At 64.0% G+C, this 22,442-nt stretch carries 17 protein-coding genes; 9 read left to right on the top strand and 8 right to left on the bottom strand.

Going from position 1 to position 22,442, the window contains the following annotated elements; genetic code table 11:
• Nucleotides 1–25: 25 nt before the first annotated feature.
• Entirely contained in the window at nucleotides 26–1,444 is a 1,419-nt protein-coding gene (locus V1279_RS05570) for an FAD-binding oxidoreductase (RefSeq protein ID WP_334433345.1), read from the bottom strand.
• An 82-nt stretch (nucleotides 1,445–1,526) separates the two neighbouring features.
• Between V1279_RS05570 and V1279_RS05565 the strand changes: the two genes are divergently transcribed.
• Nucleotides 1,527–2,045 (top strand): thioesterase family protein, encoded by a 519-nt coding sequence (locus tag V1279_RS05565; RefSeq protein ID WP_334433343.1) that lies wholly within the window; start codon nucleotides 1,527–1,529, stop codon nucleotides 2,043–2,045.
• A gap of 17 nt (nucleotides 2,046–2,062) precedes the next feature.
• Here the strand turns inward: V1279_RS05565 and V1279_RS05560 are convergent, their stop codons facing one another.
• Nucleotides 2,063–2,236: a DUF1328 domain-containing protein gene (locus tag V1279_RS05560; RefSeq protein ID WP_334433340.1), complete on the bottom strand. Its 174-nt coding sequence runs from the start codon at nucleotides 2,234–2,236 to the stop codon at nucleotides 2,063–2,065.
• Nucleotides 2,237–2,524: 288 nt separating this feature from the next.
• Between V1279_RS05560 and V1279_RS05555 the strand changes: the two genes are divergently transcribed.
• The 4 genes from V1279_RS05555 to V1279_RS05540 all read left to right on the top strand — a co-directional run bounded on the left by V1279_RS05555 (nucleotide 2,525) and on the right by V1279_RS05540 (nucleotide 8,226).
• The gene (locus V1279_RS05555) at nucleotides 2,525–5,167 is read left to right on the top strand and encodes an ATP-dependent helicase (protein ID WP_334433338.1); all 2,643 of its coding nucleotides are present in this window, start codon (nucleotides 2,525–2,527) and stop codon (nucleotides 5,165–5,167) included.
• Between the two features lie 307 nt (nucleotides 5,168–5,474).
• The gene (locus V1279_RS05550; RefSeq protein ID WP_334433336.1) at nucleotides 5,475–6,398 is read left to right on the top strand and encodes an ABC transporter ATP-binding protein; all 924 of its coding nucleotides are present in this window, start codon (nucleotides 5,475–5,477) and stop codon (nucleotides 6,396–6,398) included.
• Nucleotides 6,395–7,156, top strand: a complete 762-nt coding sequence (locus V1279_RS05545; protein ID WP_213287755.1) for an ABC transporter permease — start codon at nucleotides 6,395–6,397, stop codon at nucleotides 7,154–7,156. Before V1279_RS05550 ends, V1279_RS05545 begins: the two co-directional genes overlap by 4 nt.
• 290 nt (nucleotides 7,157–7,446) lie before the next feature.
• Nucleotides 7,447–8,226: a L,D-transpeptidase gene (locus tag V1279_RS05540; protein ID WP_334433333.1), complete on the top strand. Its 780-nt coding sequence runs from the start codon at nucleotides 7,447–7,449 to the stop codon at nucleotides 8,224–8,226.
• A gap of 45 nt (nucleotides 8,227–8,271) precedes the next feature.
• Here V1279_RS05540 and V1279_RS05535 read toward each other — a convergent pair whose 3' ends face one another.
• From V1279_RS05535 to V1279_RS05525, 3 genes are all read right to left on the bottom strand, one after another.
• Complete coding sequence (locus tag V1279_RS05535; protein ID WP_334433330.1) at nucleotides 8,272–8,730, bottom strand: DUF6691 family protein; 459 nt, start codon at nucleotides 8,728–8,730, stop codon at nucleotides 8,272–8,274.
• 3 nt (nucleotides 8,731–8,733) lie between these two features.
• Nucleotides 8,734–9,159, bottom strand: coding sequence for a YeeE/YedE family protein (locus V1279_RS05530; RefSeq protein WP_334433327.1), 426 nt, complete (start codon nucleotides 9,157–9,159; stop codon nucleotides 8,734–8,736).
• Between the two features lie 62 nt (nucleotides 9,160–9,221).
• Complete coding sequence (locus tag V1279_RS05525) at nucleotides 9,222–11,507, bottom strand: fused MFS/spermidine synthase (protein ID WP_334433324.1); 2,286 nt, start codon at nucleotides 11,505–11,507, stop codon at nucleotides 9,222–9,224.
• Between the two features lie 251 nt (nucleotides 11,508–11,758).
• Here V1279_RS05525 and V1279_RS05520 point away from each other — a divergent pair, with 251 nt between their 5' ends.
• Entirely contained in the window at nucleotides 11,759–13,360 is a 1,602-nt protein-coding gene (locus tag V1279_RS05520; protein WP_334433322.1) for a phytoene desaturase family protein, read from the top strand.
• 387 nt (nucleotides 13,361–13,747) lie between these two features.
• Nucleotides 13,748–14,638 (top strand): 50S ribosomal protein L11 methyltransferase, encoded by an 891-nt coding sequence (locus V1279_RS05515; RefSeq protein WP_334433320.1) that lies wholly within the window; start codon nucleotides 13,748–13,750, stop codon nucleotides 14,636–14,638.
• Between the two features lie 106 nt (nucleotides 14,639–14,744).
• Here the strand turns inward: V1279_RS05515 and V1279_RS05510 are convergent, their stop codons facing one another.
• Complete coding sequence (locus V1279_RS05510) at nucleotides 14,745–14,933, bottom strand: hypothetical protein (RefSeq protein ID WP_334433317.1); 189 nt, start codon at nucleotides 14,931–14,933, stop codon at nucleotides 14,745–14,747.
• Between the two features lie 189 nt (nucleotides 14,934–15,122).
• Between V1279_RS05510 and V1279_RS05505 the strand changes: the two genes are divergently transcribed.
• Both V1279_RS05505 and V1279_RS05500 read left to right on the top strand, forming a co-directional pair.
• Complete coding sequence (locus V1279_RS05505) at nucleotides 15,123–16,958, top strand: aminopeptidase P family protein (RefSeq protein WP_334433314.1); 1,836 nt, start codon at nucleotides 15,123–15,125, stop codon at nucleotides 16,956–16,958.
• 237 nt (nucleotides 16,959–17,195) lie between these two features.
• Nucleotides 17,196–18,479: a multidrug effflux MFS transporter gene (locus V1279_RS05500; RefSeq protein ID WP_334433312.1), complete on the top strand. Its 1,284-nt coding sequence runs from the start codon at nucleotides 17,196–17,198 to the stop codon at nucleotides 18,477–18,479.
• A gap of 114 nt (nucleotides 18,480–18,593) precedes the next feature.
• Here V1279_RS05500 and ligA read toward each other — a convergent pair whose 3' ends face one another.
• Both ligA and recN read right to left on the bottom strand, forming a co-directional pair.
• Nucleotides 18,594–20,738 carry an NAD-dependent DNA ligase LigA gene (gene ligA / locus V1279_RS05495; protein WP_334433311.1) on the bottom strand — a complete coding sequence of 715 codons (2,145 nt, stop codon included), beginning with the start codon at nucleotides 20,736–20,738 and terminating at the stop codon, nucleotides 18,594–18,596.
• 15 nt (nucleotides 20,739–20,753) lie between these two features.
• Nucleotides 20,754–22,442 carry a DNA repair protein RecN gene (recN, locus tag V1279_RS05490; protein ID WP_334433308.1) on the bottom strand — a complete coding sequence of 563 codons (1,689 nt, stop codon included), beginning with the start codon at nucleotides 22,440–22,442 and terminating at the stop codon, nucleotides 20,754–20,756.

The following is a 22,442-nucleotide window of genomic DNA, read 5'->3' as shown; positions in this document are numbered from 1 at the left end:
CGAAGGTGGCGGGCCCCGGGCGCGGTTAGTTCACCGGCACGATCTTGCCGGGATTGAAAATGTTCTGCGGGTCGAGCGCCTGCTTCAGCGCACGCATGGCGTCGATCGCCTCGGGACCGAGTTCGGCCTCGAGGTATTTCTGCTTGCCCTGCCCGATGCCGTGCTCGCCGGTGCAGGTGCCGCCCATCGACTGCGCCCGCTCGACCAGGCGATGCATGAAGTCCTCGCCGCGCGCCATTTCTTCCGCATTGTCGACGTCGCAGACCAGCGAGCAGTGGAAGTTGCCGTCGCCGACATGGCCGACGATCGGCGACAGCAGATTGAGCCGCTTCAGATCGTCCTCGGTCTCGGTGACGCAATCCGCCAGCCTTGAGATCGGCACGCAAACGTCGGTCGCGACCACGCCCGCGCCGGGGCGCAGCGCCTTGACCGACCAATAGGCGTCATGCCGCGCCTGCCAGAGTTTTGTGCGGTCCTCGGGCTTGGTTGTCCAGGTGAAATCGCCGCCGCCGCATTCCCTGGCGATCTCGCCGAAATTCCTGGACTGCTCGGCCACCTCGACCTCGCTGCCATGAAATTCCAGAAGCAGCAGCGGCGTCTCCGGCAGGGTCAGCTTCGAATAGGAATTGCAAGCGCGGACCTGCTCGGCGTTGAGCAGTTCGATCCGCGCGAGCGGAATGCCGGTCTGGATGGCCAGGATGGTCGCCTGACAGGCGCCGCGCACGGTTTCGAACGAACAGGCGGCGGCTGCGATCGTCTCGGGGATACCGCGCAGCTTGATGGTAAGTTCGGAGATGATGCCGAGCGTGCCCTCGGCACCGACGAACAGATGCGTCAGGTCGTAACCGGCCGCTGATTTCTTCGCCCGCGTGCCCGTCGTGATGATCTCGCCGTCGCCGCGCACCACTTTGAGCGCCAGCACGTTGTCGCGGATGGTGCCGTAACGCACCGCGTTGGTCCCTGAGGCCCGCGTCGAGGCCATGCCGCCGAGCGAAGCGTCGGCGCCGGGATCGATCGGGAAGAACAGCCCCTGGTCGCGCAGATGCTCGTTCAGCGCCTTGCGGGTCACACCTGGCTGGATCACGCAATCAAGGTCCTCGGCATGAACTTCGAGAATCCGGTTCATGTCGCGCAGGTCGATGCAGACGCCGCCGGCGGGCGCATTGACCTGGCCCTCCAGCGAAGTGCCGGTGCCGAACGCAATCACGGGAACGGAGTGTTTGGCGCAGATCCGCACCAGGTCCTGGATGTCGACGGCTTCCTGCGCCATCACCACGGCATCAGGCGGCTGCGTCGGCAACCAGGTGGTGGTATGGGCGTGCTGTTCGCGCACCGCCTGCGAGGTGATCAGCCGATTGCCGAATCGCGCCGCCAGCGCCTCAATGGCGCTTGCCAGCGCCTGCGGCTCCGGCCGCTTTAAATTATTCGATATCGTCGTCGCCACGCCAAGTTCCTCCGGATTTGAGCGGACCGTGGCAAAGGATATAAGGGGGGTCAAGAGACCCGCAAAAACAAAGGGATGGATGATGACGACCGCTGCCGCCGCCAAGGATGATTTGAAGGATATGCCGCTGCCGCCGGCCCCGTTCCTGTCCTCGGTGATGCAGATCGAACCGCAATGGATCGACTACAACGGCCACCTCAACATGGCCTATTACAACGTCATGATGGACCGCGCGATCGACGAGATGTGGCTGCAACTCGGGATCGGGCCGGCCTACATGAAGGAACGCCACTGCTCGACCTTTACCGCCGAATGCCATGTTCGCTATCTGCGCGAGATTCACCTTGGCGATCCCGTTCAGATTTCGGTTTATCTGTTAGGCCATGACGAGAAGCGGCTGCATACGTTCGAGGAATTGCGGCAGGCGACCGACGGCTGGCTCTCCGCGACGTCGGAAAACATGACGCTCCATATGGACATGAATGCGCGGAAAGTGGCGCCCTTCCCGCCCGACATCCGCGCCCGCATCCAGGCGGTGGGGGATTCTCATGCGGCGGTTCCGCGGCCCGAGGGCATCGGCCGCAAAGTCGCGATGCCCTGAGATAGCCCATCCGGTCGCTAGACGTTGCTGCGTCCGCGCACCACTCCGACCACCGCTGAGACCAGAAACAGGATCACGGCGATAAAGAAGATCGCCTTGGCGATGTCAACGGAAGCGCCGGCGATGCCACCGTAGCCCAGAACACCCGCGATCAATGCGATGACCAGAAACGTAACGACCCAGCTCAACATCACATGACCTCAATTGGCTGTTGCTTTCGCGACGGCAACGACTGAAGCGTCGCGCATCGCCTACAGGACCAATCCGGGCCGGTAATGTTGGTTCCGGGCGGCAAAATCGCGAAATTTGACGATTCCGGCGGAACAAAATCGCAGCGTAGCCTCAAAATCCGGCCTGCAAACGCGATCGCATAAACCTGTCAAAACGGCCGGCGAGGCCCTATATGGCCCTCAATCCCTGCTAAGAAGGCTCCCCTTTACCGCCTCACGGTGCCATCGTGGGGCCAACACGATTCGAGCATGACCGAGCCGAGCAAACTGCCCCATCGCGGCGTCCCCGAGCACCAGCCAGCGGCTGGCGGCATCGCCGCGCGTGCGCGGGCCGCGGCCGGCCCGCAATATCTGAACGGGCTCAATCCCGAACAGCGCGAGGCGGTCGAGACGCTGGACGGACCGGTTCTGGTGCTGGCCGGCGCCGGCACCGGCAAGACCCGCGTGCTGACCACGCGGATCGCCCACATCCTGAGTCAGGGCCGGGCTCGCCCGCATGAAATCCTGTCGGTGACCTTCACCAACAAGGCCGCGCGCGAGATGAAGCTGCGCCTCGGCCAGATGCTTGGCCAGGCCGTGGAGGGCATGCCGTGGCTCGGCACTTTCCACTCGATCGGGGGCCGCATCCTGCGCTTCCACGCCGAGCTGGTGCAGCTCAAATCCAATTTCACCGTGCTCGATGTCGACGATCAGGTGCGGCTCTTGAAGCAATTGCTGCAGGCCGAGAACATCGACGACAAGCGCTGGCCCGCACGCATGCTGGCCGGACTGATCGACGGCTGGAAGAACCGCGGCTTGACGCCCGGCCAGGTGCCGGCGGGCGAAGCCGTCATGTTCGGCAACGGCAAGGGCGGCAAACTCTACGCCAGCTACCAGGAGCGGCTGAAAATCCTCAACGCCGCCGATTTCGGCGATCTGCTGCTAGAGAACATCCGGCTGTTTCGTGAAAACCCCGATGTGCTGCGGCAGTACCAGAACCGCTTCAAGTTCATTCTGGTCGACGAATATCAGGACACCAACGTCGCGCAGTATCTATGGCTCCGGCTGCTGTCGCAGGCGCCGTCGCGGCCGGGGGTCCCGCTTTCCGCGATCATTCCGGGCGAGATCACCTCGCCCCACTTGCGGGGAGAGGTCGGATTGCAAAGCAATCCGGGTGAGGGGGACTCTTCGCAGGCTGAGCTCGTGGAAGGAGCCCCTCACCCCGACCCTCTAAGAGCGAGCTCCGCTCGTCTCGACCCCGTGAAGGACGGGGAGAGGGAGAAGAACGCCCCCGCCGCTCCCCTCAAGAACATCTGCTGCGTCGGCGACGACGACCAGTCGATCTATGGCTGGCGCGGCGCGGAGGTCGACAACATCCTGCGCTTCGATCACGATTTTCCCGGCGCAAAAGTCATCCGCCTCGAGCGCAATTACCGCTCGACAGGTCACATCCTGGCCGCCGCCTCGCATCTGATCGCGCACAATGAAGGCCGTCTCGGCAAGACGCTGCGCACCGAGGATGTCGACGGCGAGAAGGTCACCGTAACAGGCTCCTGGGATTCGGAAGAGGAAGCCCGCGCCATCGGCGAGGAGATCGAGGAACTGCAGCGATCAGCGGAAAACCTCAACGAGGTCGCGATCCTGGTGCGGGCCTCGTTCCAGATGCGCGAGTTCGAAGATCGCTTCGTCACGCTCGGCCTGCCCTATCGCGTGATCGGCGGTCCCAGGTTCTATGAGCGCGCTGAAATCCGCGACGCGCTGGCCTATCTGCGCGTGATCAATTCGCCCGCCGATGACCTCGCCTTCGAGCGCATCGTCAATGTGCCCAAGCGCGGCCTTGGCGACGCCACCGTGCAGATGCTGCACGACCACGCCCGCAAGCGCCGCATCCCCTTGTTCGAGGCCGCCCGCGCCGTAGTCGAGACCGACGAGCTGAAGCCGAAGGCGCGCGGGAGCCTGCGCGACGTGGTCGCGCAATTCGACCGCTGGCGCGCCCAGCGCGAGGTCACCACACATACCGAGCTCGCCGAAATCGTGCTCGACGAGAGCGGCTATACCGAGATGTGGCAGAAGGACCGCTCGGCCGACGCCGCGGGCCGGCTGGATAATTTGAAGGAACTCGTGCGCTCGATGGAAGAGTTCGAGAACCTGCAAGGTTTTCTCGAACACATCTCGCTGGTGATGGACCGCGACGGCGGCGCCGAGGAGGAAGCAGTGTCGCTGATGACGCTGCATTCGGCCAAGGGGCTCGAATTCGACAATGTGTTCCTGCCCGGCTGGGAGGAAGGCCTGTTTCCGAGCCAGCGCACGCTCGACGAACAGGGTCGCGCCGGCCTCGAAGAGGAACGACGCCTCGCCCATGTCGGCCTGACCCGCGCCCGCCGCCGCGCCAAACTCTATTTCGCCACCAATCGCCGCATCCACGGCACGTGGTCGACCACGATCCCGTCGCGCTTTCTCGACGAGCTGCCCTCAGCCAATGTCGAGATCACGGAGTCCAAGGGCGGCTCCGGCTGGGGCGGCAGCGGCGGCTACGGCCCCTCACGCTTCGACAATGTCGAATCCTTCGGCTCCAGCTACACCACGCCGGGCTGGCAGCGCGCACAGGCCAATCGCAACCGCGGCCAGAGTGGTCGCGGACAGGCCCGCGGCGGTTTCGAGGAAAACCAGTCGCCATTTTCAGGCTCGCGCAGCGATGCCTTCTCACGCAACAAGCGTGGCCCGATAGTGATCGAAGGTGAACTGGTCGCGAAATCCACCGGCACGGTTTCGGAATTCTCGCTCGACGACCGCGTGTTTCACCAGAAATTCGGCTACGGCCATGTGGTGAAAATCGACGGCAACAAGCTGACGATTGCGTTCGAGAAAGCCGGCGAGAAGAAGGTGGTCGATAGTTTTGTGGAGCGAGTGTAAACTCGCCTCATGAACCACAAGCGCAAGCGCCCGAAGTCCGCCCGCGCCGGCTGTCTGTTGTGCAAGCCGCACAAGGCCAATGGCTGTTACCCGCGTCATAAGAATATGCAGTTTGGAGACCGTCGGCGTTTTGAGGCTGGCAGAGAACAAATACGCTGCGAAGGCTTCGTTACAGCAAAGTAGATTCCACCATTGCGGAATGCTCCGCGCGTTCCTATCTCCCGGTTCCCACCCTCTCCCGCGTCGATTCGGCCGAAGCGCCGCTTTGTCGTTGCCGACATTTCCATTTCAGACTGCCATGCTCGCGATGCCCCCTATCATATCCGTCTCCAATCTCTCAAAGACCTACGGCTCCGGTTTCAAGGCGCTGAACGGTATCAATCTGGACATCAAGCGCGGCGAGATCTTCGCGCTGCTCGGGCCGAACGGCGCGGGCAAGACGACGCTGATCAGCATCATCTGCGGTATCGCCAATCTGAGCGAGGGCCGCGTCACCGTCGGCGGCCATGACATCAACCGGGACTATCGCGCCGCGCGGTCGCTGATCGGGCTGGTGCCGCAGGAGTTGCACACCGATTCCTTTGAAACCGTATGGGCGACCGTCAGCTTCAGCCGCGGCCTGTTCGGCAAGCCCAAGAATCCAGCGCACATCGAAAAGGTCCTGAAAGACCTGTCGCTGTGGGACAAGAAGGACTCCAAGATCATCACGCTCTCCGGCGGCATGAAGCGCCGCGTGATGATTGCAAAGGCGCTGTCGCACGAGCCGCAGATCCTGTTCCTGGATGAGCCGACCGCGGGCGTCGACGTCGAATTGCGCAAGGGCATGTGGGACGTAGTGCGTACACTCCAGGCTTCCGGCGTCACCATCATCCTGACCACGCATTACATCCAGGAAGCCGAGGAGATGGCCGACCGCATCGGCGTCATCAACAAGGGCGAGATCATCCTGGTCGAGGACAAGGCCGGGCTGATGCAAAAGCTCGGCAAGAAAGAATTGAAGGTGCATCTGCAAAGCAGGATCGATGCGATCCCCGCCTCGCTCGCGGCCTACAATCTCGAACTGTCGGACGACGGCCACGCGGTCATCTACGACTACGATACCAAGGGCGACCGCACCGGCATCACCAGCCTGCTCAACGACCTCAGGAACGCCGGCATTCGCATCTCGGACCTCGATACCCGCCAATCTTCCCTTGAAGACATCTTCGTCAGCCTGGTGAGGGCGCCATGAATTACCGTGCGATCCGCGCCATCTATCTGTTCGAAATGGCCCGCACCTGGCGCACGCTGCTGCAGAGCATCGTCTCGCCGGTGGTCTCCACCTCGCTCTATTTCGTGGTGTTCGGCGCCGCGATCGGCTCCCGCATTACCGAGGTCGAGGGCGTCAGCTACGGCACTTTCATCGTGCCGGGGCTGGTGATGTTGTCGGTCTTGACGCAGAGCATCGCCAACGCCTCGTTCGGTATCTACTTCCCGAAATTCGTCGGCACCATCTACGAAATCCTGTCGGCGCCGGTTTCCTATATCGAGATCGTGATCGGCTATGTCGGCGCGGCCGCGACCAAATCCATCATCCTCGGGCTGATCATTATGGCGACCGCGGCGCTGTTCGTGCCGCTGCATATCCATCACCCCTGGTGGATGCTGACCTTCCTGGTGCTGACGGCCGTGACCTTCAGCCTGTTCGGCTTCATCATCGGCATCTGGGCCGACGGGTTCGAAAAGCTGCAGATGATCCCGATGCTGATCGTGACGCCGCTGACCTTCCTGGGCGGCAGCTTCTACTCGGTGAACATGCTGCCGTCGGGCTGGCGCACCATCACGCTGCTCAATCCGGTGGTGTATCTGATCTCGGGCTTCCGCTGGAGCTTCTACGAGATCGCCGACGTCAGCGTGGCCTTGAGCCTGGGCATGACGCTCGGCTTCCTCGCCATCTGCATGGTTTTGGTGTGGTGGATCTTCCGGACCGGTTACCGGCTGAAGAATTGACGCGAGACTCGTAGCCCGGATGGAGTGAAGCGCAATCCGGGATTCTCGCGATCGAGTGAAGTCCCGGGTTTCGCTTCGCTCCACCCGGGCTACGGTCCGTCGGGACACCGCTCGCGAAAAAGTCAGCACTTTGCCGCCGATTGCGCCGTCCTGACGCCTTGTTTGCGCCGCGGCGGGCGTTAACGATTGCGGGCGCAGGCCACTGGAACCAGTGCCGGTTTCCGGGCATATTGGATGCCGGGGACGGAGAGCCGGCAGCTTTAGTCAGAGGCCTGGAGGCCAAAGGTAAAATGCGTTCCTTCCTCATTGCCGTCGCCGCCCTGACGCTGTTTGCCTCGGGCACGGCCCAAGCCAAGGTCGCCATCACAGTCGACAAGGACAACCAGCAGATGACCGTCGCCGTCGACGGCGTCGAAACGTACCGGTGGCCGGTGTCGTCGGGCCTTCCCTCCTACGAGACGCCGAACGGCAGCTTCCGCGCCTTTCGCATGGAGGAGGACCACTACTCCAAGGAATTCGACGAGGCGCCGATGCCGCACTCGATCTTCTTCACGAAGATCGGCCACGCCATCCACGGCACTGATTCCGTCAACCGTCTCGGCGCTCCCGCTTCGCATGGCTGCGTGCGGCTGTCGCGCGAGAATGCCGCAAAACTCTTTGCGCTGGTCAAGGAGCAAGGCGTGCTCAACACCACGGTGACGCTGTCCGGTTCATCCCAGGTCGCGCTGGCGCGCAATCCGCGGCCGCGCGGCAACACCGCCGTCGCCCGTCGCGCGCCACTGCCGCAATATGATTCCGCCGCCGGCGATCCCGTCGTGATCACGCCGCAACAGCAGCGCGTCGCGCCGCAGACCCGGGCCGACGACGGCTATATATATCCCGCTGATGGTACCTCGAACGAAGCGCGCTATCCGGCGCCGAGCCGCCGCGTCTACGACACCCAAGCCTATCAGCAGCAGCAACAGCAGCAATACTACGACAACCGCGGCTATGCGCCGGCGCCGCAGGGCCACTACTATCAACCGCGGCAGACTTATCAGCAGCGCGGGCTGTTCACCTATCAGGATTAGCCGGGCGGCTTCATCGCGGCCGCAGAACGTCCGCGAGCTACAATCTCAGCCGTCCGTCGCACTCGCCAGCAGGCGCTCGCGTTGCGCCATCAGCCGCGACTGTTGCCAGGCATCGTGAGCCATCATGCCGGCGGCCATCGCGACGACGAAGACGATGACCCCGGGCGACAGCGTCGCCAGGCTCTCCAGCGCCGGCCCCGGGCATAACCCGACAAGGCCCCACCCGATTCCGAACAGCGCGGCGCCCGCGACCAGCGGCAGATCGATCCCCGACTTGCCCGGCCAGAAATATTGCCCGGCAAGCCACGGCCGTGAACGGCGATTGGCCAGCCTGAAGCCCGGCACCGACACCGCGAGCGCGGCCGCCATCACCACCGCGAGGCTCGGATCCCACGCGCCGAAGATGTCCAGAAAACCCAAAACCTTGGTCGGCTGCACCATGCCTGAAATCAGCAGGCCCGCACCGAAGATCAGGCCGCACAACAAGGGGGCAATGATCCACATGGCTCAACCTCCCAACACGTGATGCGTGATCGCGACCGTGATGACCGCTGTCACCATGAAGACGACGGTGGCGGCGATCGAGCGCGGCGACAGCCGTGCTATTCCGCAGATGCCGTGACCGGAGGTGCAGCCGCCGCCGAGCCGGGTGCCGAACCCGACCAGCAGTCCTGCTGCGACAATGACGGCCCAACTCGATGGCAGCTTGGGCTGCGCCATTCCGTAACCGATCAGGCCGGCGATCACGGGCGCCAGAATGAGCCCCACGATGAAAGCGATACGCCAGCCCTTGTCCTCGCCGCGCAAATTCAACAGGCCGCTGAAGATGCCGCTGATGCCGGCGATCCGGCCGGTCGACAACATCAGCAGGACGGCGGAAAGCCCGATCAGCACGCCGCCGATCGCGGCCGATACGGGAGTGAAACTGGCCATGACGGGTTTTCCTTCATTGGGGCGTCCTCAATCATAGGCGCGCCTTGCCTGACCGCAACCCGCTACTCCTCGCCTTTCCTGAGCCGCCGCCATACCGCGCCCAGCACGTTGGAATAATCGTCGGTCCAGACTCGCTGGTCGTCTTCGGCCTCTGTCAGCGCCCATTGATCTGACGACGCCAGCTTGCCGACGTCGGCCTCTTCCCGCGCCGAGACCACCACCGTGGTCGAGAAGATGTATTCACTGTCTCGGCCGGAATCCTCGCTGTAGACCCAGCTCTTCAAGTCGTTGGCGTCGGCGATGCCCACGACGACGCTCGACAGTTCCAGATGCCGGTTGGAGACGTGCATCAACACCGCGCCCTGCGGCGCCAGCTTGGACTTGTAGATTTCCATCGCCTCTTCGGTCGCCAGATGAACCGGGATCGCATCCGACGAATAGGCGTCCACGATGATCAGATCGTAGACGCCGTCGGGCTCGCGCGCGAAGGTCAGCCGCGCATCACCGATCACGGGTTCCAGGTTCGGCTCGCAGACGTGGATATAGGTGAAGTATTTCGGGTCGCGCGCGGTATCGACCATCGACTGGTCGATCTCGAAGAACTTCCACTCCTCGCCGGGCTCGGAGGCGCAGACCAGCGTGCCGGAGCCGAGCCCGATCACCGCCACGCGTAGCGGGGCCGCTTTACGTTCGCGGATCGCCGTGATCGCCTGACCGATGCCGCCCTCCTTGTGATAGTAGGTGATCGGTTCCGGCTGGCCGGTGATCGGCGTGCCGTCGTCGTTCTTGAATTTCTCGGCGCCGTGGATCGTCGTGCCGTGCATCAGCACGTGATACTGGCCGTTCGGCGTCACCACGATCTTGTGGACGCCGAAGAAACTTCGCACCGTCTCCACCCGTCCGTCGTCGGAAGGGTAAGCGCGCAGCAGCACCAGCGCCACCGCGACGGTCGCAAAGATCTTCCAGCGGTTGGCGTTGAGGCCGAGCGCCAGCAGCGCCGCCAGCACGCCGACCGCGCCGATCACCCAGACGCGATGTTCTTCGAACCAGTTGAACCATTTTCCGGTCGACCAGGCCGGCGCTATCAAGGCCACCGCCAGCGCCGCGAGGAACGGCCAGTACCACGCGCTCCAGCGCGGCAGGCGTTCGCCGCCGGGCGGCCGGCATAGCGCCGCAAGCGCCAGCAGGATCGGATACTCCGCAACCCATGAGAAGGTGAACGGCGCGATCAGGCCGGCAAAGAGGCCGCCGACCATGCCGCCGAACGACAGCGCGACATAGAAACCGGTAAGATATTTCGCCGGCGGGCGGGTGCGCGCCAGTTCGCCGTGGCAGGCCATCGCGATCACGAAGAAGCAGAGCTGATGGCCGCCAAGCGTCAGCAGCAGATTCTGCTCGCCGCCGAACGCCAGCAGCACCACGACGCCGGCGATCGCCAGCGGCTGCGCCAGCAGCATCCATTTGTGCGGCAACAGCGGCCGCGACTGGAACACCAGCACCCAGGTCAAGAGATAGAGCGACAGCGGCAGCACCCACAGCAAGGGCGCTGCGGCGACGTCGGTGGAAATATGCGCAGTCACCGCGATCAGCAGCCCCGACGGCACGGCGGCAAGGAAGATCCAACGGGCGCGCAGAATCCATGACGGCGCCGGCGCGTCGGTGTCGTCGTCCGGCATGTTCAACTTTGCCGTATTCGCCGGCGAGCGCAGCAGCAAGACGCCGCAGGTTGCGATCAGCACGATCAAGAGGCCATAGCCGCCGGTCCAGATCAGGTTTTGCGTGCGCAGCGTGAATATCGGCTCCAGCAGCACCGGGTAGGACAACAGCGCCAGGAAGCTGCCGACGTTCGAGGAAGCATAGAGGAAGTAAGGATCGGGACCGTTGGGGTGGCCGGTGCGGACGAACCAGGCCTGCAGCAGCGGATTGTTGGCGGCGAGTGCGAAGAACGGCAGCCCGATCGACACCGCAAACAGGCCGAGCAGCCAGAGCGCATAGCCTGACGTCGGCGGATTGCCCCACCCGCCCGAGATCGACAACGGCAGCGTGAGCATCGCGACCACGAGCAGCAGCAGATGGATCGCCACGGGAAGCATGCGGTTGCGGAGCTGCATCAGAAAATGCGCATAGGCATAGCCGCCAAGCAGCAGCGACTGGAAGAACACCATCGCCACCGACCACACCGCCGGCGAGCCGCCGAGCCGCGGCAGCACCATCTTGGTGAACAAGGGCTGCACCGAAAACAGCAGCAGCGCACTGACAAAGATCGCGGCGGTGTAGACGACCAGGACCAGCCGGTTCCGATTTTCGGAAGGCTGGTCCGTTGAAACGGACAGATCGGGAGAAATCATCAAAACTCCGGCTGGAAACCGGCGGGCGCCGGTGGCGGGATTTCCGGCAGGGCCGCCGGAGGCGCGCAATGGAGCATAGGGCGACACGGCGAGCAATGCGGGATAAGACTCGTCATTCCGGGGCGATGCGAGGCATCGAACCCCAATGTGCAATTGCACATTGTGGAATTTCGAGATTCCGGGTCTGGTCCTTCGGACCATCCCGGAATGACGAATCCCTCTAATCAAACTTTCTTGAAGCTGAAGCTGGCATGAACGAGACGGATGTTGTCATCATCGGGGCGGGCCACAACGGCCTCACCTGCGCGGCCTATCTCGCGATGGCCGGCCTTCGCGTGAAAGTGGTGGAGCGCCGCAAGGCGGTCGGCGGCGCCGCCGTGACCGAGGAATTCCACCCCGGCTTCCGCAACTCGGTGGCCGCCTATACGGTCAGCTTGCTCAACCCGCAGATAGCAGCCGACCTGAAGCTCGCCGATCACGGCCTGCGCATCGTCGAGCGCCGCGCACAGAATTTTCTGCCCGCGCCCGACGGCAGCTATCTCCTGACCGGCGAGGGCCGCACCCGGCAATCGGTCGAGAAACTCAGCCCGCACGATGCTATCAGTATCGACGCCTTCTCGCGCGAGTTGGAGGCCATCGCCGACGTGCTGCGGCAATTCGTACTGCGCGCGCCGCCGAACATCGTCGAGGGTTTTGGAATCGGCGCGATTCGCGAAGCCTTTAACGCCATAGGCACCGCAGGCATCCTGCGCAAGCTTTCGCTGGAACAGCAGCGCAGCCTGCTCGACCTGTTCACGCGCTCGGCCGGTGAGATGCTGGACGAGCGTTTCGAGAACGACCTGGTGAAGGCGCTGTTCGGCTTCGACGCCATCGTCGGCAATTACGCCAGTCCCTACGCCGCAGGCTCTGCCTATGTGATGCTGCACCATGCATTCGGCGAAGTGAACGGCAAGAAGGGCGTGTGGGGCCACGCGATCGGCGGCATGGGCGCGATCACGCAGGCGATGGCGCGCGCGGCGCGCGGGCACGGCGCCGAGATCGAAACCGAAGCCGGCGTGCGCGAAGTGATCGTCGAGGGCGGGCGCGCCGCGGGCGTCATCCTCGACAATGGTGAGACGATCCGCGCGAAATACATCGTCTCCGGCGTCAATCCGAAATTGCTGTATACGCGGCTCGTGCCGTCGGGCGCGCTGCCGCCGGAATTCCTCGAACGCATCGCGCGCTGGCGCAACGGCTCCGGCACCTTCCGGATGAATGTCGCGCTGAACGCCCTGCCTTCCTTCACCGCATTGCCTGGCGCCGGCGACCATCTCACCGCCGGCATCATCCTTGGGCCCAGCCTCGGTTACATGGACCGCGCCTGGCAGGACGCGCGCAGCTATGGCTGGAGCCGCGAGCCGGTGGTGGAAGTGCTGATCCCCTCGACGCTGGACGATTCGCTCGCGCCGGAGGGCCAGCATGTCGCGAGCCTGTTCTGCCAGCATGTCGCGCCGGAATTGCCGGACGGGAAATCATGGGACGATCATCGCGACGAGGTCGCCGACCTCATGATCGCGACGGTGGATAAATTCGCGCCGGGCTTTGCGGCAAGCGTGATTGGCCGCCAGGTGCTGTCGCCGCTCGACCTCGAGCGGCAGTTCGGCCTGCTCGGCGGCGACATCTTTCACGGCGCCCTGACATTGAACCAATTGTTCTCGGCGCGACCGATGCTGGGCCATGCCGATTATCGCGGGCCGCTGAAAGGCCTCTATCATTGCGGCTCGGGCGCCCATCCCGGCGGCGGCGTCACCGGCGCCCCCGGCCATAACGCCGCGAAGGTGATCCTGGGCGATCATCGCGCGCTGTTCGGCTAAGTCATGCGGCGGATGGGGACAATGTACGTAAAGCCGGTGGGTAATGGCGGGAAAAGCCTGTGGATTGGTTGTCGAAAACTTGCCGTGGCGGCTGTGGAAACCTCGCCGCAGCGCCTGTGGAAAGCGTCGGGATGCTTCGCGGATAACCGGTTGGCAGATGCCTCGCTTGGCTGTGGATGGTCGGTGGAGATTGCGTGCGCAAATCCCGGCCTATCTTGGAATCCAAGGTTCCCTGCAGTTCCTATCCGGGAACCACGAGATGAATCTAAGGCTGTCCTAACAGCCGCCACGCAACTTTCCCGAGCAGCACGACATGAAATTTGCTCAAATTTGAATGAAACGCTACTTCCCCCATTCGCGTCTTCCCGCTTTTCTCCAGGTCCTTCAATGACTTTCATCGCTTCCACGCACCGCGTCAGCTTTGCAATCGGCGGCGAGCACGCGGCCAAAGGCGTCGTCGACGCCCTGACCGAAGTTTTTTTCGAAGGCCAGGCCGCGGTCGCCGCGTTCGAACGGCCCGATGGCCGATGGGACGTCACGGTGCATTTTGCCGAGCCACCCGATCGGGCGCTGATCCACGAACTCGTGGCCAACGCCGCAGGCCGGGAAGTTGCAAAGGGCATCGCCTTCGACACGGTCGAGGCCAAGGATTGGGTCAAGGCCAGCCTCGAAGACCTTGTTCCTGTCCCCGCCGGGCGCTTCGTCGTCCACGGCCAGCATGACCGCGAGAGGATCGCGCCCAACAAGATCGGCATCGAAATCGAGGCGGCGCTGGCATTCGGCACCGGCCACCACGGCACCACGCGCGGCTGCCTGCTGCTGCTCGATCACGTCCTGAAAGCCTGGCGTCCGCGCCGCGTGCTGGATCTCGGCACCGGCACCGGGGTGCTGGCGATTGCGACTGCCAAGGCGCTGCATGAAAAGGTGCTGGCGAGCGATATCGACCCGCCATCGGTGCAGGTCGCCCGCGAGAACGCGCGGCTGAACGTATCAGGGCATCTAGTGCAGGCGATCCGCGCCACCGGTTTTTCCGCGCCGCAGTTCGCGCAGGCCGCACCGTTCGACCTGGTGCTGGCGAATATCCTCGCCAATCCGTTGCGGCAACTGGCAGGGCCGATGTCGCGGTATCTGGCGCCATCGGCCCTGGTCATTCTGTCGGGCCTGCTGACGCATCAGGCGCCCGGCGTCATCGCCGCCTATCGCGCCCGTGGCCTGGTGCCGGTGCGGCACCTTCGCATCGAAGGCTGGAGCAGCCTGTTGCTGCGCAAGGTGAATTGAAATTCCATAGCGTTTTCGAGCGAAGTGGTACCGGTTCGCGTGAAGAAAACGCGTCAAAACAAGAATCTAGAGCTTCGGTTCTGATTCAATCAGAACCGATAATGCTCTAGTCGGCCGATCTGTGACGATTGCTGGCGATCACGCCCTTTTCTTTCTTCAACGATCGCTTGACGCGCGCTTCCGCGAACCGGTCGAGGATCTGGACGATGACGCCGCGCTGTTTCTTGTTGGCGACCGGCGTTATCGGGCCGCGGTCGGCCGGTGGCGAAATCTTCTCAAACGTGAAAGCAGGCATGGTGTATCCCCTCTTCATTGAGTTGAAACACTCCTGGAGCCTCCCGGTATCTTGAGCCGAACAGCCTACACTGCAAAACCGTTCCATCCGACTAACGCGAACGGATATAGTGAAGCACGGATTATGCCAAATTGTGGCGATGCCGGCCGCATTGCGGACCGCTCCACCCAACCCTAAAGTGACCAGGCAATGTTCGAAGCTCATTTCCAGACATTCGAAGAACCCGAGAGCGGCGTCGCGCTGACTGCGCGGCTGGGCATCTTCCGCGAGGAACTGGCGCGCCGGAAACTGACCGGATTCGTGATTCCCCGCGCCGATCAGCAGCAAAATGAGTATGTCGCGGCCTCCGAAGAGCGGCTGGCCTGGTTGACCGGCTTCACCGGCTCGGCCGGCATGGCGATCGTCCTGACGCGCGAGGCCGCCGTCTTCGTCGATGGCCGCTATACGCTGCAGGCCGCCAAGCAGGTCGACCGCAAGGCCTGGCACATCGAGCCGCTGGCCGATCCACCGCCGGAACACTGGCTGGGGAAACACCTTTCGGCCGGCGACCGCCTCGGTTTTGACCCGTGGCTGCACACTTCGGCGGCAGCCGAGCGTCTGGCCGCCGCCTGCGCCAAGGCCGGCGCCGAATTGATCGCGGTGGAGAGCAACCCGCTGGATTCGGTGTGGACCGAGCGCCCGGCCCCGCCGCTCGGCCGCGTCGCCATTCATGGCCCGCAATTTTCCGGCGAGATCGAAGCCGAGAAACTCAAGCGGATCCGGCTCGAGATGAGCAAGCTCGGGGTCGAGGCGCTGGTGCTGTCGGACAGCCACGCGGTGGCCTGGACCTTCAACATCCGCGGCGCCGACGTCTCGCACACGCCGCTGCCTTTGTCCTACGCGCTGGTGCCGAAGGACGGCCGCCCCACCGTCTTCATCGACCACCGCAAGCTTTCCAACCTGACGCGCGACCATCTCGAGCAATCAGCCGATGTCCGGGACCCCGACGCGCTGGTGCCTGATCTCACCGAGCTCGCGCGCAGCGGCGCCGCGATCGCCCTCGACAGCGCCACCGCCGCGGACGCGCTGAGCCGCCTGATCGCAGGCGCCGGGGGAAAACCGGTGCGCGGCAACGATCCGGTGAGCCTGTTGAAGGCGGTGAAGAATATCACCGAGATCGAGGGCACGCGTACCGCGCACCAGCGTGACGCGGTGGCGCTGACACGCTTCCTCGCCTGGATCGACCGCGAGGCGCCCTCCGGCGCGCTGACGGAGATCGACACCGTAGAGGCACTGGAAACTTTTCGGCGCCAGACCTGCGCGCTGAAGGATGTTTCGTTTCCGACCATCGCCGGCACCGGGCCGAACGGCGCGATCGTGCATTACCGCGTCACCCGCAAGAGCAACCGGCGGATTTCGCCCGGCGATCTCCTGCTGATCGATTCCGGGGCACAATATGAAGACGGCACCACCGACGTCACCCGCACGATTGCAATCGGCACACCCACCGACGAAATGCGCGACCGCTTCACCCGCGTGCTTCGGGGACACATCGCGATTGCGCGCGCGGTGTTTCCCGACGGCACCACCGGCGCGCAGCTCGATTCCTTTGCACGGCAATTCCTGTGGCAGGCCGGCCTCGATTTTGAGCACGGCACCGGCCACGGCGTCGGCAGCTACCTCTCGGTGCACGAAGGCCCGGCGCGCATTTCAAAACTCGGCACCACGCCGCTGAAGCGCGGCATGATCCTTTCCAACGAGCCCGGCTATTACAAGACCGACGCCTACGGCATCCGGATCGAGAACCTCGAACTCGTCATCGGCACCGACGTCGCCGGCGCCGAAAAACCGGTGAATGCATTCGGGACGCTGACGCTGGCGCCGATCGACCGCCGCCTGGTCGACGTGAATATGCTGAGCGCGACGGAACTGAAATGGCTGAACGACTACCACGAGCGCGTAAGTCGCGCAGTGCGCCCGCATCTCGACGACAACGCCACGAAGCTGTGGCTGGATGAGGCGACGGCAGCGATGCTGCCGCTTTAATCGTCATTCCGGCGTGCGAAGCCCGTAGGATGGGTGGAGCGAAGCGATACCCATCAATGCCGGAGTACGTGGCGATGGGTATCGCTTCGCTCCACCCATCCTACTCCCGGGTGACGAGAGCGATGTGCTGTACGAATTCAGCATGGCCGCATGCTGAAACATCCGTATCCGCCATGAGCCACCGCGCTACAGTCTGATTCAACCAACAGTATCTTCAACCAACGGGATCGGACCCGAATGCACGGCGTCGTGGGCAAGCCGCCCGGCGCGGCGGCGGACAATAACGCCGTCGCGACTTCAAAGATCATGCTGCTGATGCTGGTCGCGATGACCGGCGTCGCGCCGATCTCGCTCTATATGCTGGTGCCGGCGCTGCCTGTGCTGGCGACGACGTTTCACGGCGACATCTCGATCGCACAGATGACGGTGTCGCTCTACATGGTCGGCATCGCCTGCTCGCAGCTCATCATGGGGCCACTGTCGGACAAGTTCGGCCGCCGTCCGGTGCTGCTCGCGGGCCTGGCCCTGATGGTGGCGGCCAGCATCGGCTGCTCGCTGGCTCAGACGCTGCCGCAACTGATCGCGGCGCGCTTCCTGCAGGCGCTCGGCGGCGCCACCGGCATGGTGGTGAGCCGCGCCATCATCCGCGATCTCTACAGCCGCGATCGCATCAGCTCCATGATCAGCCTCGTCATCGGGGTCATGATGGTGGCGCAAATGCTGAGCGCGCTCGCCGGCGGTCTGTTGGAGACTGCGTTCGGCTGGCGCGCGATCTTCTATTTCATTACCGCGGCTTCGCTCAGTGTCGCCGTGCTGATCGCCGTTGCGCTGCCCGAGACGCGCCGCGAGCGCGGCGTCAGCAGCAGCTTCCGCGGCGATGTCAGCAAGCTGATCCGCGACCGCGCCTTTCTCGGCTATGTGCTGTGCCAGGTGCTGGCTTCGCAAATCATCTTCACCTTTGCCGGCGGCGGACCTTACATCGTGGTGACGCAGATGGGCCGAACCACCGCCGAATACGGCGCCTGGTTCGCGGCCACCGGATTTGCCTATCTGATCGGCAACCTGTTCTGCGTCCGCTTCGCGCCGCGCCATTCGCTGGAGAAGCTGATCTGGTTCGGGCTGGCGCTGCAATTCACCGGCGCCCTGCTGAACCTTCTCCTGAGCATCGTCGGGATCAACCAGTCGCCGGTCTGGCTGTTCGGCACCCAGATGGTCGTGATGGTCGCCAACGCCTTCGTGATGAACAATGCCGCAGCCGGCGCTATCAGCGTGCGGCCCGAGGCCGCCGGCACCGCCGCGGGCGCGATGGGCTTCCTGCAGCAGGGCATCGGCGCGCTGGTCTCGCAATTCGGCGCCTATCTCGGCGGCCACTCCACCACGACGCTGCCGTTGACGGCCGCCATCTTCGCGCTCTCGATCGCGTGTGCGTCGGCAATGTTCTTTTTGGTGCCGCGGCGAAGCGGTGTGGTGAGCGAGGAATTGGTAAAAAAGGCGGAGGAGGAAGAACAGGGGATGTTGTGAGGTTAATATCGCTGTCTCAACGTCATTGCGAGCGCAGCGAAGCAATCCATTTCTCCACGAGCGGCGCTATGGATTGCTTCGTCGCTTACGCTCCTCGCAATGACGCGGAGAGAGTCACTCCCCGATCAGCTTCAGCCACTCGTCCTCGGTCAGCACCGGTACGCCGTGCTTCTTGGCTTCCGCGAGCTTTGAACCCGCGCCCGGCCCCGCCACCACATAATCCGTCTTCTTCGACACTGAGCCGGAAGCCTTCGCGCCCAGCCGCTCGGCCGTCGCCTTGGCTTCATCGCGCGTCATCTTTTCCAGCGAGCCGGTGAACACCACGGTCTTGCCGGCCACCGCCGAATTGCTCTTCGGCTTTTCGGCGTCGAGAACCGTGACTTCCTTCTTCAGCCGCTCGACGACGCCGCGGTTATGGCTTTCGCCGAAATAGGCTGCGACGCTCTTGATCACGGTGTCGCCGATCTGATCGAGCGCATCCATCTCGGCAATAGTCTCCTCGTCGCCCTTGGCGACCTTGAGGCAGGCGTCGTGAAAGGCGTCCCATGAACCGTAGCCGCGCGCCAGCGCCAGCGCGGTGGTCTCGCCGACATGGCGCATGCCGAGCGCATAGATGAAACGCTCCAGCGCAATGCGTCGGCGGCTCTCGATCGCGGCAAACAGATTGCGCACCGAGGTTTCGCCGTAGCCTTCGATCTCCTCGAGCTTCAGCTTGGCGTTGCGCTTCTGCAGCGTGAAGATGTCGGCGGGCTCCTTCACCCACCCCTCGTCGAAGAAGTACTGAAGCTGCTTCTCGCCGAGGCCGTCGATGTCGAAGGCGCGGCGCGACACGAACAGCTTTAAGTGCTCGATCTTCTGGAACGGACAGGCGAACTCGCCGGTGCAGCGGGCGCGCGAGCCTTCCTCGCCGGTTGCCGTTTCCTCGCGCACGACGTCGGTGTGCAGCGGGCACGGGCATTTCTTCGGGAAGTGAAACTCTTTGGCGTTCTTCGGCCGCTTGTCGATCACGACGTCGACGACCTGCGGAATCACGTCGCCGGCGCGCTGGATCACGACGGTATCGCCGAGCCTGATGTCGCGCCCCTCGCGCAGCACTTCGCCCTTGTTGCCGATGCCCTTGATGTAGTCCTCATTGTGCAGCGTGACGTTCTGTACGATCACGCCGCCGACGCCGACGGGTTCGAGCTTGCCGACCGGCGTGAACGATCCCGTCCGCCCGACCTGGATCTCGATATCCCTGAGCACCGTCATGGCGCGCTCGGCCGGGAATTTGTGCGCGATGGCCCAGCGCGGCGTACGCGAGACGAAGCCGAGCCGCTCCTGCCAGTCGATGCGATCGATCTTGTAGACGACGCCGTCGATGTCGTAGTCGAGCTCGGCGCGCTGTTCCTCGATCTTGCGATGGAAAGCAATCAGCTGCTCGACGGAGTGACAGAGTTTTGTGAGCGGATTGGTCTTGAAGCCGCAGCGCTCAAACCAGCCGATCATGCCGGATTGCGTCCTCTCGGGCATCGCGCTCATTTCGGCCCAGGAATAGGCGAAAAACCCGAGCGGGCGCGAGGCCGTGATGGAAGGGTCTTTCTGGCGAAGCGAACCCGCGGCGGAATTTCGCGGATTGGCGAAAATGGTGTCGCCCGCGGCCTTCTGACGTTCGTTCAGCGCCAGAAAAGCGTGCTTGGTCATATAGACCTCGCCGCGCACCTCGCAGATATCAGGGATGTTGCGGCCCTTCAGCCTGTGCGGCACATCCTCCAGCGTACGGATATTGGCGGTGACATCCTCGCCTACCGCACCGTCGCCGCGGGTGGCGGCGGTAACGAGTTCGCCGTCCTCGTAGCGCAGCGACATCGACAACCCGTCGATCTTCGGCTCGGCGGAAAAATCGATCTTGTCGTCGCTGAGCTTGAGAAAGCGCTCGATGCGGCCGACGAAGTCGAGCACGTCCTGTTCGGCGAACGCATTGTCGAGCGACAGCATCGGCACCGCATGCCGGACTTTCTTGAATCGCCCGGATGGCGCGGCGCCGATCTTCTGCGATGGCGATTCGGAGGTAACGAATTCAGGAAAGCGTTTCTCGATCGCATCGTATCGTTGCCGCAACGCGTCGTATTCGGCATCCGTGATGCTGGGCGCATCTTCTTGATAGTAACGCTTATCGTGGCCTTCGAGCTCCAGCGCCAGCCGCATGTGCTCAACCTTGGCCTGCGCCTTGGTGAGCGTGGCCACGTCAACCAGCGCTTTCTTCGCTTTCACAGCCATGACTGCGCACCACCGTTAAGCTGTCGCCGCGCGCAACAGCCGCTCCGCCGCCGCCCTTGCCTCCGCGGTGATCTCCGCGCCGGCCAGCATGCGGGCGATTTCCTCGCGGCGGTGGTCGGCGGCGAGCGCGTTGACGCGGGTGGCGACGCGCTTGCCCTTGTCGAGCGCGTCCTTGGAAATCAGGAGATGCTGGTTCGCCCTTGCGGCGACCTGCGGTGCGTGCGTCACCGCCATCACCTGGACCTGGCCGGCCAGCCGCGAAAGCCGCGCGCCGATCGCGTCCGCTACCGCACCGCCGACGCCGGTATCGATTTCGTCGAACACCAGCGTGGGCGCGGAGCCGCGATCCGACAGCACCACTTTCAGCGCCAGCAGGAAGCGCGACAGCTCGCCGCCGGAGGCGACCTTCATCAGCGGGCCCGCCTTGGTGCCGGGATTGGTCTGCACCCAGAACTCGACGCGGTCGATGCCTTGAGGTCCCGGCGACTTCGCGTCGGTTTCGACCTGGGTCATGAATTTCGCGCGTTCGAGCTTCAGCGGCGCAAGTTCGGCGTTCACCGCCTTGTTGAGCTTCTCGGCGAACTTGTTGCGGGCCGCAGACAGTTTCTCGGCAGCCGCACCGTAGCGTTTGTCGGCTTCATCGGCTGCGGCTTCCAGCTTCTTCAACTGATCCGCGCCGGCATCGATCAGCGCGACGTCGGCGACGAATTTGGCAGCGAGCGCCGCGAGCCCATCGACCGGCGTCGAGTATTTGCGCGAGGCGGCGCGAAGCGCAAACAGCCGCTCCTCGATGCGCTCCAGCTCGGCGGGATCGAAATCGGCCGCGATCAGGGCTGCGCTCAGATGCTGGTCGGCCTCTTCCAGCGCGTTGATCGCGATATCGATCGCCTTCACCGCCGGCTCGACCAGGGCGGGCGAATTGGCGGCACGGCGTTCGAGGCGGCGTACCGCGGCGGCCAGTGCCGGCACCGGCGAATGGGGGCCGCCGACCGCCTCCTGCGCCTCACGAAGGTCGCTTGCGATCTTCTCGCCCTGCATCATGGTGGTGCGGCGTTCGGCGAGCGCCGTCTCCTCGCCGTCCTTCGGCTTCAGGGCTTTGAGTTCGTCGGCGGCGTGGCGCAGATAATCCGCCTCGCGCGCGGCGCGTTCCATGCTGGCACGATGCGCGTCCAGCGCCGCGTTGGCGGTGCGCCGCGCCTCCCATAACGTTTCCAGCGCCGAGACCTCCTTCTCCAGCCCGGCAAAGGCGTCGAGCAGCTGCCGGTGCGTCGAGGCATCGACCAGCGCGCGCTCGTCATGCTGGCCGTGAATCTCGACCAGCGCCGCGCCGACGGCTTTCAGCGTCTGCACGCTGATCGACTGGTCGTTGATGAAGGCGCGGGTGCGGCCGTCGGCAAGCTGCACGCGGCGAAGAATCATCTCGCAAGACGCTTGAGAACTCGCATCGTCGAGGCCATTCTCGGACAGGATCTTTGCGGCGGGATGGCCCTTCGGAACGTCGAAGGTGGCCGTCACCTGGCCCTGCTCCGCGCCATGGCGGACCAGGCCCGAATCGCCGCGGCCGCCGAGCGCCAGCGCGAAGGCATCGAGCAGGATGGATTTGCCCGCGCCGGTCTCGCCGGTCAGCACCGCGAGGCCACGGGAGAATTCGATATCGAGCCGTTCGATCAGGACGATGTCACGGATCGACAGACGCGCCAGCAT

The organism is Bradyrhizobium sp. AZCC 1610 (assembly GCF_036924515.1).
In the GTDB taxonomy this organism is placed as follows: domain Bacteria; phylum Pseudomonadota; class Alphaproteobacteria; order Rhizobiales; family Xanthobacteraceae; genus Bradyrhizobium.
Note: the sequence above shows the minus strand (reverse complement) of the source record. Positions and strands in the feature narration are given on the sequence as shown.

Coding starts and splice junctions, on each gene's coding strand:
- V1279_RS05565 (WP_334433343.1), top strand. CDS start 1,527: ATGACGACCGCTGCCGCCGCCAAGGATGATTTGAAGGATATGCCGCTG.
- V1279_RS05560 (WP_334433340.1), bottom strand. CDS start 2,236: ATGTTGAGCTGGGTCGTTACGTTTCTGGTCATCGCATTGATCGCGGGT.
- V1279_RS05555 (WP_334433338.1), top strand. CDS start 2,525: ATGACCGAGCCGAGCAAACTGCCCCATCGCGGCGTCCCCGAGCACCAG.
- V1279_RS05550 (WP_334433336.1), top strand. CDS start 5,475: ATGCCCCCTATCATATCCGTCTCCAATCTCTCAAAGACCTACGGCTCC.
- V1279_RS05545 (WP_213287755.1), top strand. CDS start 6,395: ATGAATTACCGTGCGATCCGCGCCATCTATCTGTTCGAAATGGCCCGC.
- V1279_RS05540 (WP_334433333.1), top strand. CDS start 7,447: ATGCGTTCCTTCCTCATTGCCGTCGCCGCCCTGACGCTGTTTGCCTCG.
- V1279_RS05535 (WP_334433330.1), bottom strand. CDS start 8,730: ATGTGGATCATTGCCCCCTTGTTGTGCGGCCTGATCTTCGGTGCGGGC.
- V1279_RS05530 (WP_334433327.1), bottom strand. CDS start 9,159: ATGGCCAGTTTCACTCCCGTATCGGCCGCGATCGGCGGCGTGCTGATC.
- V1279_RS05525 (WP_334433324.1), bottom strand. CDS start 11,507: ATGATTTCTCCCGATCTGTCCGTTTCAACGGACCAGCCTTCCGAAAAT.
- V1279_RS05520 (WP_334433322.1), top strand. CDS start 11,759: ATGAACGAGACGGATGTTGTCATCATCGGGGCGGGCCACAACGGCCTC.
- V1279_RS05515 (WP_334433320.1), top strand. CDS start 13,748: ATGACTTTCATCGCTTCCACGCACCGCGTCAGCTTTGCAATCGGCGGC.
- V1279_RS05510 (WP_334433317.1), bottom strand. CDS start 14,933: ATGCCTGCTTTCACGTTTGAGAAGATTTCGCCACCGGCCGACCGCGGC.
- V1279_RS05505 (WP_334433314.1), top strand. CDS start 15,123: ATGTTCGAAGCTCATTTCCAGACATTCGAAGAACCCGAGAGCGGCGTC.
- V1279_RS05500 (WP_334433312.1), top strand. CDS start 17,196: ATGCACGGCGTCGTGGGCAAGCCGCCCGGCGCGGCGGCGGACAATAAC.
- ligA (WP_334433311.1), bottom strand. CDS start 20,738: ATGGCTGTGAAAGCGAAGAAAGCGCTGGTTGACGTGGCCACGCTCACC.
- recN (WP_334433308.1), bottom strand. CDS start 22,442: ATGCTGGCGCGTCTGTCGATCCGTGACATCGTCCTGATCGAACGGCTC.